20 protein-coding genes are annotated in these 16,983 nt (G+C 38.8%); all 20 read right to left on the bottom strand.

All coding sequences use genetic code 11. From position 1 onward, the window contains the following. Positions 1 to 30: 30 nt before the first annotated feature. Complete coding sequence (gene qcrB / locus ACFSFY_RS08785; RefSeq protein ID WP_381537244.1) at positions 31 to 705, bottom strand: menaquinol-cytochrome c reductase cytochrome b subunit; 675 nt, start codon at positions 703 to 705, stop codon at positions 31 to 33. A 23-nt stretch (positions 706 to 728) separates the two neighbouring features. After that, the gene (locus ACFSFY_RS08780) at positions 729 to 1,235 is read right to left on the bottom strand and encodes a ubiquinol-cytochrome c reductase iron-sulfur subunit (protein WP_381537242.1); all 507 of its coding nucleotides are present in this window, start codon (positions 1,233 to 1,235) and stop codon (positions 729 to 731) included. Positions 1,236 to 1,381: 146 nt separating this feature from the next. Next, entirely contained in the window at positions 1,382 to 1,831 is a 450-nt protein-coding gene (locus ACFSFY_RS08775) for a YpiF family protein (protein ID WP_381537240.1), read from the bottom strand. A gap of 53 nt (positions 1,832 to 1,884) precedes the next feature. Continuing rightward, positions 1,885 to 2,436 carry a ReoY family proteolytic degradation factor gene (locus ACFSFY_RS08770; protein ID WP_381537238.1) on the bottom strand — a complete coding sequence of 184 codons (552 nt, stop codon included), beginning with the start codon at positions 2,434 to 2,436 and terminating at the stop codon, positions 1,885 to 1,887. Between the two features lies 1 nt (position 2,437). Further along, entirely contained in the window at positions 2,438 to 3,703 is a 1,266-nt protein-coding gene (locus ACFSFY_RS08765; protein WP_381537237.1) for a tetratricopeptide repeat protein, read from the bottom strand. A gap of 67 nt (positions 3,704 to 3,770) precedes the next feature. Continuing rightward, positions 3,771 to 5,075 (bottom strand): 3-phosphoshikimate 1-carboxyvinyltransferase, encoded by a 1,305-nt coding sequence (gene aroA / locus ACFSFY_RS08760; protein ID WP_381537234.1) that lies wholly within the window; start codon positions 5,073 to 5,075, stop codon positions 3,771 to 3,773. A 15-nt stretch (positions 5,076 to 5,090) separates the two neighbouring features. Beyond that, positions 5,091 to 6,191: a prephenate dehydrogenase gene (locus ACFSFY_RS08755; RefSeq protein WP_381537232.1), complete on the bottom strand. Its 1,101-nt coding sequence runs from the start codon at positions 6,189 to 6,191 to the stop codon at positions 5,091 to 5,093. Then, complete coding sequence (gene hisC / locus ACFSFY_RS08750; protein ID WP_381537231.1) at positions 6,188 to 7,288, bottom strand: histidinol-phosphate transaminase; 1,101 nt, start codon at positions 7,286 to 7,288, stop codon at positions 6,188 to 6,190. Before hisC ends, ACFSFY_RS08755 begins: the two co-directional genes overlap by 4 nt. A 14-nt stretch (positions 7,289 to 7,302) precedes the next feature. Then, positions 7,303 to 7,668, bottom strand: a complete 366-nt coding sequence (gene aroH / locus ACFSFY_RS08745; protein WP_381537229.1) for a chorismate mutase — start codon at positions 7,666 to 7,668, stop codon at positions 7,303 to 7,305. Further along, positions 7,669 to 8,769 (bottom strand): 3-dehydroquinate synthase, encoded by a 1,101-nt coding sequence (gene aroB, locus ACFSFY_RS08740; protein ID WP_381537227.1) that lies wholly within the window; start codon positions 8,767 to 8,769, stop codon positions 7,669 to 7,671. Between the two features lies 1 nt (position 8,770). Next, positions 8,771 to 9,952 (bottom strand): chorismate synthase, encoded by a 1,182-nt coding sequence (aroC, locus tag ACFSFY_RS08735; RefSeq protein WP_381537225.1) that lies wholly within the window; start codon positions 9,950 to 9,952, stop codon positions 8,771 to 8,773. Between the two features lie 171 nt (positions 9,953 to 10,123). Further along, positions 10,124 to 10,894: a CheR family methyltransferase gene (locus tag ACFSFY_RS08730; protein WP_381537223.1), complete on the bottom strand. Its 771-nt coding sequence runs from the start codon at positions 10,892 to 10,894 to the stop codon at positions 10,124 to 10,126. Between the two features lie 103 nt (positions 10,895 to 10,997). Further along, complete coding sequence (gene ndk / locus ACFSFY_RS08725) at positions 10,998 to 11,444, bottom strand: nucleoside-diphosphate kinase (RefSeq protein ID WP_381537221.1); 447 nt, start codon at positions 11,442 to 11,444, stop codon at positions 10,998 to 11,000. Between the two features lie 85 nt (positions 11,445 to 11,529). Continuing rightward, entirely contained in the window at positions 11,530 to 12,504 is a 975-nt protein-coding gene (locus ACFSFY_RS08720) for a polyprenyl synthetase family protein (protein ID WP_381537219.1), read from the bottom strand. A gap of 26 nt (positions 12,505 to 12,530) precedes the next feature. Continuing rightward, complete coding sequence (locus ACFSFY_RS08715) at positions 12,531 to 13,226, bottom strand: demethylmenaquinone methyltransferase (RefSeq protein ID WP_381537217.1); 696 nt, start codon at positions 13,224 to 13,226, stop codon at positions 12,531 to 12,533. An 18-nt stretch (positions 13,227 to 13,244) separates the two neighbouring features. Then, positions 13,245 to 14,006: a heptaprenyl diphosphate synthase component 1 gene (locus ACFSFY_RS08710; RefSeq protein ID WP_381537215.1), complete on the bottom strand. Its 762-nt coding sequence runs from the start codon at positions 14,004 to 14,006 to the stop codon at positions 13,245 to 13,247. A gap of 24 nt (positions 14,007 to 14,030) precedes the next feature. After that, on the bottom strand, positions 14,031 to 14,249 hold the full coding sequence (mtrB, locus tag ACFSFY_RS08705; RefSeq protein WP_381537543.1) for a trp RNA-binding attenuation protein MtrB: 219 nt from the start codon (positions 14,247 to 14,249) through the stop codon (positions 14,031 to 14,033). A gap of 71 nt (positions 14,250 to 14,320) precedes the next feature. Continuing rightward, positions 14,321 to 14,890, bottom strand: a complete 570-nt coding sequence (folE, locus tag ACFSFY_RS08700; protein ID WP_381537213.1) for a GTP cyclohydrolase I FolE — start codon at positions 14,888 to 14,890, stop codon at positions 14,321 to 14,323. A gap of 175 nt (positions 14,891 to 15,065) precedes the next feature. Next, positions 15,066 to 15,338, bottom strand: coding sequence for an HU family DNA-binding protein (locus ACFSFY_RS08695; protein ID WP_381537211.1), 273 nt, complete (start codon positions 15,336 to 15,338; stop codon positions 15,066 to 15,068). A 158-nt stretch (positions 15,339 to 15,496) separates the two neighbouring features. Continuing rightward, positions 15,497 to 16,975 (bottom strand): stage IV sporulation protein A, encoded by a 1,479-nt coding sequence (spoIVA, locus tag ACFSFY_RS08690; RefSeq protein WP_381537209.1) that lies wholly within the window; start codon positions 16,973 to 16,975, stop codon positions 15,497 to 15,499. Between the last annotated feature and the right edge of the window lie 8 nt (positions 16,976 to 16,983).

Below are 16,983 nucleotides of genomic sequence, written 5' to 3'. Positions count from 1 at the left end.
CTTTTCAAAATCTGTGGACGTGAATATTTTTTATAGTGGTCCAGAAATACCTTGTCTTCTAATAAATACAAAGTGTGCTGCAAGCAACCCAAGCAAAGCAGCTGGTAAAAAGAAGACGTGTATTGCGAAAAAGCGTGTCAGTGTTTGAGCACCAAGAATTTCTGTATCTCCTGCAAGGAGAATCTTAATCCATTCCCCGATAAACGGAACAGATGCCGCAATTTCAATTCCTACTTTTGTAGCAAACACTGCTTTCATATCCCAAGGCAGTAAATAACCAGTAAAACCTAGTCCAAGCATGGTGACAAAAATCAGTACACCAACAACCCAGTTTAGTTCACGTGGTTTCTTATAAGAGCCTGTAAAGAAAACACGCAGTGTATGTAGGAACATCATAACTATAACTAGTGAAGCTCCCCAGTGATGCATCCCACGCACAATCTCACCGAATGCTACTTCATTTTGAAGGTAGTAAACGGACTTCCATGCATTTTCAATATCCGGCGTGTAATACATTGTGAGGAACATACCGGAAAGAATTTGAATGACAGTAACAAAAAACGTTAGTCCTCCGAAACAATAAATGAATGCAGAAAAGTGATGTGCTGGGTTTACGTGCTCAGGTACTTCATGGTCAGCAATATCGCGCCATATCGGGGTGATATCCAACCGTTCGTCAACCCAATCGTATATTCTATTTAGCACTTCGGTCGTACCCCCTTACAATATTAAACTAATGTGTTCGCCTTAGTCGTTCCAAGATATACTAATCCATTCTCCACTTTAACCTCATACTCGTCTAGTGGTCCAATCGGTGGTGTTCCTTTTACGTTATCTCCATTTTTCATATAACGTCCTTGGTGACATGGACAGAAAAACTGCTCAGGATGTTCTTTATCCCCACCCCAGTTTACTGTACAACCAAGATGTTTACATACAGGAGATAGTGCAATTACTGTATCACCATCTTTATACACCCAAGCCGTATTTGATTCATCTGATTCATACCAGCCATCTTTACGGTCTTTAATTGTGTAATCGACACGTACAGGTTCAGACGTTAACTCATCTACTTTTTGTGATGTAGGAATAAATGATCCACCTTCGTTCTTTTGCAATACTGGATCGACTGCAAAACGAACCATAGGCATCAGCATTGCGGAAGCCATAAACCCGCCTGTACCCATTAGTGTATAACTTAGGAATTGGCGTCTTGACACTCGATTCTTACTCATCATTTCCCTCCTCTAACTTAAAGGTCAGTCCAACGGACAAATTTTTGCTAATAATAATACTAGGACATATCTATAATATATCAATCGATGAATAAATTCAATGATGCACACATTCTAATTTTTATTATGTGAACAATTATTGAAGTTTAACTTTCAGACCATTTCAATGTAAATTTCGGCAATACCTGTTTTAGCTGATCTTCAATTATAGATTGCTTTAATTGCTTGTCCATATTTTCAAGAGGTATTGGTGGTAACCAAATGACTTCTCCATTCATTTCAACCGTTTTCCATGCAGGATCTGTCGATATAAAAAACACGTGTTTGAACTGCATCTTTTGTAAATCACCTGAAATAACGTTTCCCATTTCTACTAAATCAGTAGACTGTGTATACGTAAATGGCGGAAGAAGCATAATTCGCCCTTTAAACTGCGTTTCAATAAAAGTCGTTAAATACATTAGAAACTCCGTAGAGGACGAACTGCTCTTCATTCTTTCGGGAATTGTTTCTAATTTAAGTAAAGGAACAATAAGTGTATCTATATATTCTTTCTGTTGTATATATGTATCCATATCTTTTGCATTCCAGTTCATTTACTCACCTCCTAAAAAATCAGGTAAGTACTCCATCCATTGGGATGGAGTACTTACCTCTTCTTCACTTGTAAATCATTTAATAATGTTGACAGCAAGAAGAACCGCTCTTTATCATTCGCATCAAGCGCTTCATCTACACCTTTTCTTAGCATATCTTCATTCATAGTAGAGATGCTTTCTTCTAAAAGCTGTTCAGCTATTTTACGATCATTTTCAGCTACTTGTAAATAGGTTGGAAGATATGGATTTTCTTCACGAACACTAGCGTATTGTGGGCATAAATTGTGATTTGGAAAATTAAGCTGAATATACATTTTTTCATCCGGATGAAGTCTCAAATCATGAAAGGATTTTTCGGCATCTGCAGTCATTAGATTCCCTTTGTAAAAACGAAAAGGAATGCTTTCAGAACCAATTGTCGACATAACCATTGCTCGGGGACAATAATGAGCCTCATCAGTAAAATGTACATTTTTTAAAAGGTGATCATGGCTAAGAAGATAATTCAAAATCCAGACACATTCGCGGCGCTTCAATTTGTACCGCTTTAAGAACCAACGTACAAAATCTTTCTTCGCAGCGACAGGTATCATGGCCGTCATGTCACACCTCCTCGTCAGTTTGCAATTCTAAAAATTCTCTCCAATTCTCATCATCTGGATAGAGTGATACGATTTTCTTCGCAATTTCAATAGCCTCATTCTGCTTGCCGTCTTCAATTAGAAAGTTTGTGTAATTCGTGAGAAAATCGTGATCCTCATCCATTCCAACATATGCTTTACGATAGGATTCATATGCCTTTTCAAACTGTTCCAAGCGGTCATTTGAATAAGCTTTGAAAGCTTCTAGTAATGGTATATCATCCCAATCATCTTTTGTATACGAAAGCAGTTCGATTAGTTCCTCGTCCCGCTCTAATTCATTATAAAGTGAAGCAAGTGTTATCAATGCCTCCGTATATTCTGGATCAAGAGCAAATGCCTCTTTTAAGTGTTCTTCAGCTTCTACAGGCAACCCAAGTTTCAACGCGGATTTCCCTGCGGACAATTGAAACTCCTTGTCAAACTCGTCCCGACGAATACCATCTTTAAACATATTATATGCTTCAAGATCTTCACCTGCTAAAGAATAGGCTTGACCAGCAAGCATATATGCAGAGAAATAATCTGGATCCATTTCAATAAGTTTGTTTAGTAATGAAATAGATCGTTCAGTATTTTTAGATTGGAAATAAGCAAATGCGGCTCCAAATAAAAGGTCCGGACCAACCTGCTCTTTTAACAATTCTTCGTAGTATGGAATTGCTTCTTCATAAGCGGCACCAGCACTATACGTTTCAGCAAGCCTAGAAACGATGCTAACACCACCAATTTCCTGAACTTCGTCTTTTAAAGCTAGATAAAGTCGTATTGCTTCACCGTATTTTCCCGAATCTAAGAGTAGTTCCGCATAAGCGAAGCGAATTACAGGTTCTTCTGGAGCTAATTTAAAAGCTTCTTTAATTTTAGATAGTGCAGTTTCTGCGAGACCCGTCATATGATAGTAATCCGCGAGGACAAGTAGCGCTTGTATATATTCATCCTCTTCTGGACGAATTTCCGAGAGTAACAAAAGGGCATCATCTTCTTCACCAAGTTCCATTAACGTATTCGCACGATCTATTTTCAATTGTGCTTCGTCAGGAAGGTTTTCAATCAAAACTTCATATATTCGATCCGCCTCTGCCATAAAACCATAGGAAGCCAGAAGATATGCCGATTCATAGAGCATATTATAATCCGTTGAGAGGCTTAGTCTGTCTAGAAGAAGGCTAAGAGCTTCTACATCACCTTCTTTGATATGCTGTTCAACTTCTTGTAACTGTCCCATATTTTCACCTGTTCTTTCGATTTGTATACATAAACTTAAAAGCATTTTATCAGCAGATAATTATTTTCTACTTGTCTTGATTTTTCGTTAATTTATTTAGGTCTTCAAAAAAATGTGGATAAGAAATATTAATACATGATGGATCTTCAATATGAACCGCACCTGTTGTTGCAAGTGCCGCGATTGCAGCCATCATTCCAAGTCTGTGATCACCATATGAGCTTAAAACTCCACCTGTTAAAGGTGTCGGACCATGAATAATCATACCATCAGGGGTCGCTTCGATATCTGCACCCATTTTTTTGAGCTCGTTTGTAACTGCTGCAATTCGATCTGTTTCTTTCACACGAAGTTCTTCTGCATCTTTAATAATCGTTGTTCCCATCGCCTGAGTCGCGAGCAGCGCGATTACGGGGAGCTCATCAATTAGACGCGGAATTAGTTCGCCACCAATAGTTATCCCTTGTAGATTGCCGTGTGCAACTACAATAGTAGCTGACGGTTCCCCATTTTCATCTGTTGTATTTGTTATTTCGATTTGTGCACCCATTTCGCGAAGAACATCAATAATACCTGTTCGTGTTGGATTTAACCCAACTCTTTTAAATTCAACTGAACTACCTTCTAACATTGCCGCTGCCGCCATAAAAAATGCAGCAGAAGAAATGTCCCCAGGAACATGAACTTCCATTCCCCTGAGAGTTTGTCCACCCGCAATACTTACTCTTCCCCCGCCTGAGTGCACCTCTGCACCGAAGTACGTGAGCATTCGTTCTGTATGATCTCTTGAAACGGTTTCTTCTGTCACTGTAGTTGTGCCTTGTGCATTTAAACCAGCAAAAAGAATTGCAGATTTAACTTGCGCACTTGCTACAGGCATTATATAGTCAATTGCATTTAGTGTTGTACCAATAACCTTAAGAGGTAAGAGAGATGCTTGTTTATCTGTCTGTATTTTTGAACCCATTTCCTTCAACGGAATTGTTACCCGGTCCATTGGCCGGTTGGAAAGTGATTCATCTCCTGACAAAACAGTCGTTACTTTTGAACCCGCCAATATACCAAGCATCAAACGGGCTGTCGTTCCAGAATTACCGGCATATAAATCACCTGTAGGTTGTATCCAATTTTGCATACCAGGACTATCTATCGTTACTACTGTACCTGATCTCTGAATAGAAACACCCAATTGTGTAAAAATCTCAATTGTTCTCAAACAATCTTCACCATCTAGAAAGCCTTTAATAAGTGTCTTACCTTCAGCAATCGATCCAAGCATCACGGCTCTATGTGATATTGATTTATCACCGGGGACAACTAATTCACCCTTTAGAACGGGTTTAATGAACTCTACTTTTCTTATTTCACTCATAAATAGCCCCTCCAGTTAAAGGATATGCATACCATAATTTGTTTCTCGTGAAAGTGCTAACTTTGCTTTTTCACGATCATCAGCTGTTTGAAAACTAATAACGAGAATACCAAATACATCCGTTCTCGTTTCAACAATTCTTAAATTTGTTAAACTTATCGATTCATCCGCAAGAATTTTCGTAATTTCGGAAATGATACCTGGATGATCCGGAATATCAATATGTAAATCATAAGTCATATAGAGTGCACCTTGAGAAGTTATTGGCAATTCATCTCTGAATGTTTTTGCATCCGCAAAGTAATTATGAATTTGAGCTGAATCATTATGAATGAGCATTTCCCGTACATTTCCCATCTCATCAAGCCACACATCCAGTTGTTTGAGTAATTCAACTCTGTTTTGGATCGTAATATCTCTCCACATCGATGGGTCCGCGGACGCTATTCGTGTAATATCCCGAAATCCTCCGGCCGCCAATTTATTTACGAACGGTTGCACAGACTGTTGTGCAGATAACATCCCAACGAGGGACGATGCTACTAAATGTGGAAAATGACTTACAATTGCCGTCATTCGATCGTGTTCATCTGCATGCAATATTTTTATCTTCGCTTTTGTCGGCTCAAGCAATTTCTTCAATTGCTCAATAGCCGCTTCCTCAGTGGTAGACTCTGGCGTCAAGATGTAATACGCATTTTCAAACAAATGTTCTTTCGCGGCTGAAACACCACTCTTATGTGAACCCGCCATTGGATGACCGCCCACAAATGTTATTCCTTTTTCATTTAAACAAGAAGCCGCATGCATAATCGGACCTTTTGTACTGCCAGTATCGGTTAGAATCACATCTTTCTTTAGTTGTAAGTCAGCTACATCATACATAAGTTTTACTGTTGTATTTACTGGTGTTGAAAAAATAATAATGTCAGCATTTCTACATGCATCTTGGAAAGATGATGGGATTGCATCGATTATTCCGCGGCGGTATGCTTCTGTCATTGTTTCAGGAGAACTGTCAAAACCCGTAACATAAATCGAAGGATTCCTCTTTATCGCGAGTCCAAGAGAACCGCCTATTAAACCAAGTCCGATAATCGTTACATTTGTCTTCATTTTAAAAGCTGAGCATCCTTTAATAATGAATCAAATGCAGAAAAGAAACCAGTATTTTGGTCTTCTGAACCCACTGTAACCCTGATATATCCCGGTGTTCCAAGAGCTTCTCCACTTCGAACAATAATTCCATGTTGCAACAGTTTTTCTGACGCTATATCTCCATTTTCAGGTACTTCAATGAGAACAAAATTTGCTGCTGAATCATAAATATGAAGTTTGTTTTCGTTCGCATATTTTTTAAATCTCTGCATCTGTTCCCGATTTAAAAGACTGCATTTTTCAATAAACTCGTCATCATTAAGTGCTGCTTCTGCAAGAGCTTGCCCAGCTGAAGTTACATTAAAAGGACTGCGTACTTTATTGAGATTACTTATTACTTCGGGATTTCCAACCGCATAACCGATTCGGAATGCAGCAAGTCCATAAGCTTTAGAAAATGTTCGTAAGACAATGAGATTCGGATATTCTTTCAATAGATGAATAGTATTTATATGGCTTGGATCGGTAATGTATTCATAATAGGCCTCGTCCATAACGACTAGAATAGTATCAGGCACTTTTGCAAGAAAGGATTTTAAATCCTCTGCAGGTATCAGATTTCCCGTTGGATTATTCGGACTGCAAAGCCAGATGACCGATGTATCTTCGTCAATCACTTTCAGGAAACCGTCTAAATTATGGTGACCGTCTACCAGAGCAACTTCTCTAATTTCAGCACCGTCGATTTTTGCATTGTGAGCATATTGGGGAAATGTTGGGGTTGCCATAATCGTATTCTTGCCCGAATCTAGAAGAGCTCTAGATATCATTACAATAATTTCATCAGAGCCACCACCAAATAATAATGAACTTTCGCTAACATCAAGCTTTTGTGCGACTTTCTTACGCAAACTACTTGCATTTCCATCGGGGTACATTTCAATTTCAATGGTTCCATTTTCCAATAGTTTTTTTGCCGATGGTGCAGGGCCATATGGATTTTCATTTGAAGCAAGTTTAACAACCTTTTCCAACTGGTACTGATTGATTACTTCTTTAATCGATTTCCCAGGTTTGTAAGGCGTCATTTCTCCAAGAGTCTTTTTCCATTGCATTTCCATTCCTCCAATCAACCTTTTTGTAAGTCGGGACGTAAGTTAACTGCATTATTATGATAAACATGTTGTATACTTTGTTGTGTAGCATCGGTATTTACATGCATGAGAATACGTATGCAAAACGGCATTGAACCAACAACGTCCATTTCATGTGTACACATTACGGGCACATATTTCCAACCCTCAATTGAACGTACAGCTTTAGCAGGAAACGCCGATGTAATATCAAGTGTTGTAGATATAAGAACAGAAATAATGTCTTCTGGATCAACTTCATTTTCCTCAAGCATTTTAACCGCAAGTTCTTCGGTTGCTTTTAAAATCAATAGTTCCTCGTCATATTCAACTGTAGTTGCTCCCCTAATACCTCTAACCATTTATTTTCCGCCTCCAGTTCTCTTAACTAATTCATCAAAAGCATCTTTACACTCTGACTGTGTTATTTCTTTTATGTATGGATTTCCGATTGTGTGTAGTAAGGCAAAATTAAGTTTACCGAAAGAAGCTTTTTTATCTTTCATCATAAAATCCATAAGTAATTGGAATGAGTACATATGAACAGGGCCGAATGTATACCCATTCTCTTGCGCGAATTGAATGAATTGATTTGTTACATTTTTATCGATTGATCCATGACGTTCACTTAAAATCAAGCTATATGCCATACCAATCATAATGGATTCACCATGACTTAACTTCCCAAAACCACATGCAGCTTCAATCGCATGACCAAACGTATGTCCGAAGTTCAAGTATTTACGAGTAGATTGTTCAAATTCATCCTCTGCAACAATATTCGCTTTCACTTGTATTCCTAGTAATAACTCTTTTGATAGCCATTCGATTGTTGGTTTTGCGAAGGATTTAGTGCTCAGTAATTCATTCGTCCATTTCTCATCAGATATGAACGCATGTTTTAATAGTTCTGCCATTCCTGACCGCACTTCCCTTGGTGGCAACGTTTCAAATAAAGTTGTATCAAAGAGTACCGCTGTTGGTTGATGAAAAGAACCGACCATGTTTTTTCCATCTGGCATATTAATTGCCGTTTTTCCGCCAACAGCACTGTCATGCGCCAGTATTGTTGTCGGACATTGAATGAATCGAATTCCCCTCATGAATGTCGCAGCAACGAAACCCGTTAAATCTCCACAAGCTCCCCCACCAAACGCGATTAGAAGAGAGTTTCTTGTAAACCCTTTGGATAATAAAAAGGATAAGCAGTCAACATACACTTCTGATGTTTTGGAACGCTCCCCAGAAGGGATGTGTTTTACAGCAACATCAAGACCCGTATACTCTAAGGAGTCTTGTAAAAGGGGTAAATGAAGCGCAGCAACACGCTCATCTGCAATGATTGCAATACGGTCCACACTTTTAAAAAGTTCTGCATAATGAGTTGCAAACAATCCATATGTTTCTTGACCGATATGAACATCATACTCATGATTTAAAATGTTGACCGTAAGTTTATCCACTTTAAAACTCCTTTACATATTGTCTGTAATTTTCAATTTCCGTTTTCAATCCGTCCATTGTATCCGAACGAAATTCATCCATAATTGCTTTTGCCACCTCTGTCGCAATTACGTGTTCTGCCACTACTGAAGCTGCGGGAACAGCACAAGGGTCTGAACGCTCAATTGTGGCTACAAAAGGTTCTTTGGTGTCAATATCGACACTTTCCAAAGGTTTGTAGAGTGTAGGAATTGGTTTCATTACTCCTCTTATAACAATCGGCATTCCCGAAGTCATACCACCTTCAAGACCACCTAGACGATTGGATTTCCGGTAATATCCTTGCTCTTCATTCCAAAAAATTTCATCGTGGACTTTGCTGCCTGGCATTTTAGCCATTTCAAATCCAAGACCAATTTCTACACCTTTAAATGCATTAATGCTCATCATAGCTCCAGCAAGTTTTCCGTCCATTTTTCGATCGAATTGTACATAACTGCCAATTCCAGGCGGGCAACCTTCGACAATCACTTCTACAACACCGCCAGCAGTGTCTCCGTTCGCTTTTGCCGTATCAATCGCATCAACCATAAGCGGTGTCGCTTCAGGGTCAGCACAGTATACAGGGTTCGTTTCAATGATTTCTCTAAGTTGTTCGGTAGTTAGTCCAGCATAAGAGTCAGGATTTGTTTTCACGCCACCAATTTCCGTAACATGAGCAACTGTATGAATGCCTAATTCACGGAGAAATTGCTTAGCTACCGCGCCTATCGCAACTCTCATAGTCGTTTCACGCGCTGACGACCGCTCAAGTACATTCCGTAAATCTCGATGTCCGTATTTCATTCCGCCCACTAAATCTGCATGGCCTGGCCTCGGTCGAGAAATTTGTCTTTTTACATCCTCTGGATTCGACCCTTCTTCAAGCGGTTCGACTCCCATTATTTTCGTCCAATGCTTCCAGTCATCATTGACTACTGTGAGCGTAACAGGAGATCCAAGTGTTTTACCATGACGTACTCCTGATGAAATAACAACCTGGTCTTTTTCAATTTGCATCCGTCTACCCCGACCGTGTCCACCCTGTCTTCTCGAAAGTTCTCCGTTTATCATTTCAGCCGTCAATTCCATTTGTGCAGGTAAACCTTCTATTATCGCTGTTAGTTGTGGGCCATGTGACTCACCCGCTGTAAAATATCTCATCAGTGTATCCCCCTTTTTATTGTTTCATGACACTATACCAAAATGCACACTTTCCGACTATACCTATTTCATAATTCATACTACTTTCATTTACTTTGATTAGTGCAATTCAGCAAAATTAATAAGCTTATTATATAAAGTTAAAAATATCCGGAAGTTATCCCGGATACCTTAAATTTTCCTATAAAAAAATGTTTCGGCAGATTCAAAACCGTATTTAGCCGGATTAAAGATTTGTTCTGTACTTCCAACAAAAAGAATTCCACCTGATCGCAATGAGTTTGAAAAGTTCGTATAAATTTGATCTTTTGCTTCTTCAGTAAAATATATCATAACATTTCTACAAACAATAAGATCAAACCCAGTATCATATTTATCATTTAACAAGTTTTGTTGTTTAAATGTCACAGTACGTTTTATTTCATCTTTTACTTGATAAAATGTTTCGTCTTTAACAAAGAATTCTTTCTTTACACTTTGAGGCACTTCCTTTAATGCCCTTTCTGGGTAAAGAGCCACTTTAGCTCTCTCGATTGCGCCTACATCTAGGTCTGTCGCGAGTATCGAAATGTCCCTAATCGGTATATGAGAAGTCAATACCATGGCGAGAGAATAGGGTTCCTCACCTGTAGAACAGGCAGCGCTCCAAACTTTCGGTCTTTTATTTACTGACAATAATTCAGGGAATATTTTTTTATCGAGCACTTCCCATCTTTGTGCATTGCGATAAAATTCTGAAACATTTATTGTCATTCTATCAAGGAACTCTTCTAGTAATTTTTTTTCAGTATGTATAGCCTCATAAAAATCTTTGAAATTTCGATAACCTTTTTTTTCATATAAAGATGTCAATCTTCTCTTCATTTGCGCTTCTTTATAATAGGATAGGTCAATTCCGGTCTTTTTCTTAATATTCGCAATAAAGCTTACATAATCCGACAACTCAAAACCCCCAAATTCTATCTTTCTAATATAACGGCTTTCATTGAGTTCCGTAATAACAAAAACAGCCGTGCGAAAAAACGCGAGGCTGTTTTGTTTATAATTAGATAATCCAGTTCTTCATTGACTTATCATATGATACGAGCTCTTCTTCTTTGAAGAAAAGACCAATTTCACGAACTGCTGACTCAGGTGAATCAGAACCGTGAATAATATTCTTTCCAACTGTAACTGCGAAGTCGCCACGAATTGTGCCAGGTGCTGATTCAGTCGGGTTTGTTGCCCCAACTAAAAGACGTGAAGTTGAAATAACGTTCTCGCCTTCCCATACCATTGCAAATACAGGCCCAGATGTGATGAAATCTACAAGTTCTCCGAAAAATGGACGCTCTTTATGTTCGCCGTAATGTTGTTCAGCAAGTTCTGGTGTGATTTTCATAAGTTTTGCACCAACAAGTTGGTATCCCTTTTTTTCAAAACGGCCTACAATTTCACCTACAAGATCACGTTGTACTCCGTCTGGCTTTACCATTAAAAATGTTCTTTCCATTAATTAAACACTCCTTCATTTATGTATCGGGTTTATCCCTTTATAATCTTAACATCATGACTAATATCTTTCAACTAAGAGTCCATCAGAAGTCACGTTTACCAATGAAACGGGCAATTTGAAAGAACGCTTTTCGAGCATCTGAATTCGGCAATCCTTCAATTTCTTTAAGTGCTTTTTGCAAATACAGATCACTGACTGCTTGCGCTTTTTCAATTGCTCCTGATTTCCGTATATATGTTAACATTTCTTCTCGATCCGAATGAGATAACGTTTTATCAAAAGAACGTTCCATAAATGGACGAAACTCCACGTCATCTTTTATGTATAATACTGGCAAAGTTAAATGGCCATTTAGTAAATCACTACCCGCTGGTTTTCCAAGTTCTTCATCTGTTGAGGTAATATCTAAGATGTCATCAATAATTTGATAAGACATTCCGGCGTAATAACCGAAACGACTCATTTTCCTTACAATAGACGGACTTGCATTGGATACAAGAGCTCCGAGTTCACAGCTTGAGGAAAGCAATAGTGCTGTCTTTCGCTTAATTCGTCGTAGATAGTCACGAATTGATTGATCGAATTTACGCTGTTGCTCTATTTGCATGATTTCTCCCTTGCAAATTTCAAGCATCGTTCTGGATAACAATCGATGAACAGCTGGTACTTCAATTTCTCCAATCGAAGACAATGCACGTGAAAAAATATAATCACCTGTATACATCGCAATTCGATTATCCCATCTCGCTTTAACCGTTTGAAGTCCCCGGCGCATATCAGAGTCATCAATCACATCATCATGCACAAGAGAAGCCATATGAACAAGTTCAAGAGAAACAGCAACTTTGGATACATCTTCCAATGAATATGTTCCAAACTTAGATGCAAGAATCACAAAAATCGGGCGAATTCTCTTACCACCCGCTCGGAGAAGATGAAGGGATGCTTGTCGAATAATTGGAGATTCCGAATCGACTGCACGTTCAAGTTCTTTTTCAATATAATCGAGATCCTTTCGGAAATCGGAATAAAGTGACAATAACCTTAATTTCTCCACAAAGATAACCTTCTTCTACGGTTTTATTATTTAAATCCAACATGGCCCGCAGTAGCACCGCCGCTATATGATTTATACGAGACGTCCGTAAAGCCCGCTTCCGTGAAAAGTTGTGCTAGCTCTTTTCTTCCCGGAAAATCATCTGCTGATTCTTGCAACCACGAATATTCTTTATAGCTTTTCGCAAATAGTTTACCAAACAAAGGCATAATGTTTTTAAAGTAAAATCGAAATAACTGCTTATATCCAGGAAGTTCTGACTGTGACGTTTCTAAGCAAGCAACCATTCCACCTGGTTTTACTACACGATTCATTTCCTTCAAAACAGTAAGATAGTCTGGAACATTACGAAGACCAAATCCAATCGTTACATAATCGAATGAGTTATCAGGAAATGGTAATTTCATTGCGTTTCCGTGAATCAACGATAGATTAGGTATTTGTTCAACTTTTGGTTTTGCAGACTCCAGCATGTTTTCACTGAAATCCAGACCTATCACTTCACCAGAAGGCCCCACCGCCTCGGCTAGAGCAATCGTCCAGTCAGCAGTTCCACAGCACACATCAAGCGCTTGTGCACCTTCACGAACAGCCATTCGAAGCATCATATCATCTCGCCACTTCTTATGTTGGTTGAAACTGATAACCGAATTCATTTTATCGTAATCGACGGATATTTTTTCAAACACTTCATGGACTTTTTCTTCTTTTGATAAAGCCATAAGGCATACCTCATTTCCTCAAATCGACTTCCCTAAAACCGGGATTGTCATTCCGCGAATTTGTTCTTTTAATAGCGGATCAATAAAATTCGCTTCATCGATTGTTTTATACATTTTATTTTGCAACTCTATAATTGCTTGAGCTATTATAGTTTCACTTTTATTCCAGCCTTGGTTACTATGGATAGGCTGTTTGGAACTATTTTTTTTTGCATCTAGGCGAAGTAAAGGAAGTGCTGCTTCAATTAATGGAATATAGCGCGAAAACCCATACGCCTGAAAAAATTCAGCAATACAACCTGATTCAATCAATTCAACTGTTGCAATTAAGACGCTTGAAGTCGCTGGAGTTCGACCGTGATGAATAGTCTTTATTTCATTGATGCTTCCAATCCGATTCGATAAAGTACGGATAAAATCAAAATCCGATAAGGATGCAAGAAGCTTGTAATGAATCCCGCTATAATAATCTCCTGAAAGTACTGTTAGCTGTTGTTTCCTGGAAGTTGCATGATACAAGTCAATTCTGTCATGCGCATCAAAAGCGACATGAACAGCGCCTACCGCAATTGCAGCCCTATGCATCTGCTCAGTCCATTCTTCTCCATTGAGTAATGGTAGAAGAATAAAGAAAGCTTTTTCTAAATCAAGCGATATAGAACCAACATCTCTATTTAAAATCTTATGGTTTGTTTCCCGTTCCAAATCACTCATGTAACTTTCAACATTGTATTTTACTTTTTGTCTTTCCATCGTGAAATCTCCAATCAAAGACGTCATAGATATATCATCCAAATAAAGGGCTTACTCTTTACCTTCACTTGTCATGACACCGTATGCGGTATGAATGTCTGCTTTTCCGCGTATTTTCATTGCTGAAGTATGTTCAGTAAACTGAGCAATCATTACTTCGCCACGATCTAGTTTTTCTGTATGGTGAAATTTTGTATCATTTCCACGCGTCAGCCCGATAACGTTAACGCCATCTTCTTTCGCTTTAATAACGATATATTCGGATTGCATTGTCATCTCGACATCTCCTGTCTGTTTATGGTCTCAATCATATCATAGAAAAGGATGTGTGGGCAAAGGCTTCATGTCATATTTATGAGTGTTAATATTTCTGAACGTTTCTCAGCATCTTCCTCATAAATACCTCTTGCTGACATAGTCATCGTTTTTGAGCCAGGTTTTCGAATTCCCCGCATCGTCATGCACATATGTTCCGCCTCAATAACAACAAATACACCAACTGGATCCAACATTTCCATCATCGCATTCGCAACTGTTGAAGTAATGCGTTCTTGAAGTTGGGGTCTTCGAGCAGTTGTTTCAACGGCCCTAGCCAATTTACTTAGACCTGCAACAACACCATTACGAGGTATATACGCAATATGCGCATGACCAAAAAACGGTACTAGGTGATGTTCACACATCGAATGGAATGGTATGTCTTTCACAAGAACGACTTCATTATGGTTTTCATTGAATACAGTTTTAAAATAGTCTTTCGGATCTTTATTCAATCCTTCAAACATTTCGGCATACATTTTAGCAACTCGTTTAGGAGTTTCAACAAGCCCTTCACGTTTCGGATCTTCACCTATCGCTTCAAGGATCATTGTTATAGCTTTCTCTATTTTACCATAATCAAAGTTATGCATACATCTTTCTCCCTCTTTCGACAATAACAAAAATAGTAGCATATTACACCATTTCCGTACAGTCCCACGAGTTCTTAAACTTTACTTACCATTTTCTTCTTAACAAAACAAAAAGAAGTCCACCTGCGAACCCAGTTTCAGATTCGACAGGTAAACTTCTATGTAAAAACAATACTTATTTTACTGCGTCTTTAAGTGCCTTGCCCGCTTTGAAGGCCGGAACTTTACTTGCAGCGATATCAATTTCTTCGCCGGATTGTGGGTTACGTCCTTTACGAGCAGCACGTTCGCGCACTTCAAAAGTACCGAAACCAATTACTTGTACTTTTTCACCCTTTGCAAGAGTAGATTGAATTGTTTCAAATACAGCTTCTACAGCTTTTGTTCCATCTTTCTTAGAAAGACCTGCCGCTTCTGCTACAGAGTTAATTAATTCTGATTTATTCACACCATTCACCTCCTCTCAAAGGTAAGTCAATTGCAATACTGTAAAAAGAGTATCACATGGAAAACCGCTATGCAACAATATTCTTGCCTGCTTCCCATAATAATGCATATTTAACCCAAAAAGCAAAAAAAGATCCGCTTTTTACGGATCTTTTTTTATTAAACAATGAATGTGACCATTCCTTTATTTCCATCGTTAACCATTTGTTCAATCGTTTCTCGCAGTCTTTTCCGTGCATTTGCCGGGACCGAAGCATTTTTAAAACGAATACTTTCTTTCATAACTTCATGAAGCGGAGTCCCAAAAAGTTGTGTTTCCCACAGTGCTTCTCTGTCATGTAAATAAGCATTCTTTAAATCTTTAAGCAAATGATGGCTATGAAACTCAGACCCAATTAAAGGCGAGAACTCCGCCTCCATATCTACTCGAATAATATGAAGTGAAGGAGCGGTGGCTTTCATTCGAACACCAAAGAAATCATTTTGTTTAATTAATTCTGGCGCTGTTGGGTTAAAATCATCAATTGTCGGTAACGCAATTCCGTAACCCTCTCTTTTTGCTGTATCAATTGCTTCTGAATATAAATCATACGATTTCCGAGCCTTTGCCGCCTCTTTTATAAACAATAACCAATCTTTTTTCGTGTCAATTTCCGAACCCATTATTTCTTGACATACCTCGCGAAAAGCTTGTTCATCCATATCGATTTTAAGAGTTGCTTTTCCTTGTCCGGCATCCACTTCAACAACTTCCGCATGCCGAACATGGTTTTCGTTTTTAATTTCTTCAGCCAGTTCTTGTACTTTTCTAATTTTTGATGCGCCCAGGAACCCCTCACTGATGACTTTGTCAATTGATGAATTCAGGTTATGTTCGGATCCAAGGACTTCCATCCAATCCGGTTTTTGTAATTCAATTTCAGTGATTGGGAATTCATAGAGCGCTTCTTTCAAAATAAGCTGTATTTCCTGAGCATTTAGCTGATCCGCACTGATTGCAATAACAGGTACCTCATATTTTTCATGTAACTCTTGTTTTAAAGCAACTGTTTTTTCATTTGCGGGCATTTTCGAGTTTAATACAATAACAAATGGTTTACCAATGTCTTTTAACTTACCTACAATTTCTTCTTCCGCAACTAAAGCTGCAGCTCGCGGAATATTATTTACCGTGCCGTCTGTCGTGACAAGGATACCAATCGTTGAATGATCCCGTATTACTTTGTCCGTGCCAATACGTGCCGCCTCTTCAAAAGGTATTGGCTCGTTATGCCAAGGCGTATGGACGTATTTGGGTCCATCCTCATCTTCGTAGCCCTTAACCCCGTCTATGACGTAGCCTACACAATCTGCAAGTCGAATTTGGAATTTCAATTCTCCATCGCCAACAGAAACCATTGTCCCTTGTGCAGGAATGAATTTCGGTTCAGAGGTCATAATTACTGGCCCTGAAGAACTTTGTGGAAGTTCATCTTGAGCCCTAATTCGATCACCTGCATCCGTCATGTTAGGAATGACTACTTCTTCCATTACCCTCTTCACGAACGTGGACTTTCCTACTCGGACAGGACCGACGACACCGATGTAAATATCCCCATCAGTACGTCTGGCCAAATTCTCATATAATTCCTCTTTCATCCATCGTC

The sequence above is a fragment of the Sporosarcina siberiensis genome, from assembly GCF_042681925.1.
GTDB lineage: Bacteria > Bacillota > Bacilli > Bacillales_A > Planococcaceae > Sporosarcina > Sporosarcina siberiensis.
The sequence above is the reverse complement of the archived record's forward strand: the minus strand, read 5'-3'. Positions and strand labels throughout refer to the sequence as shown.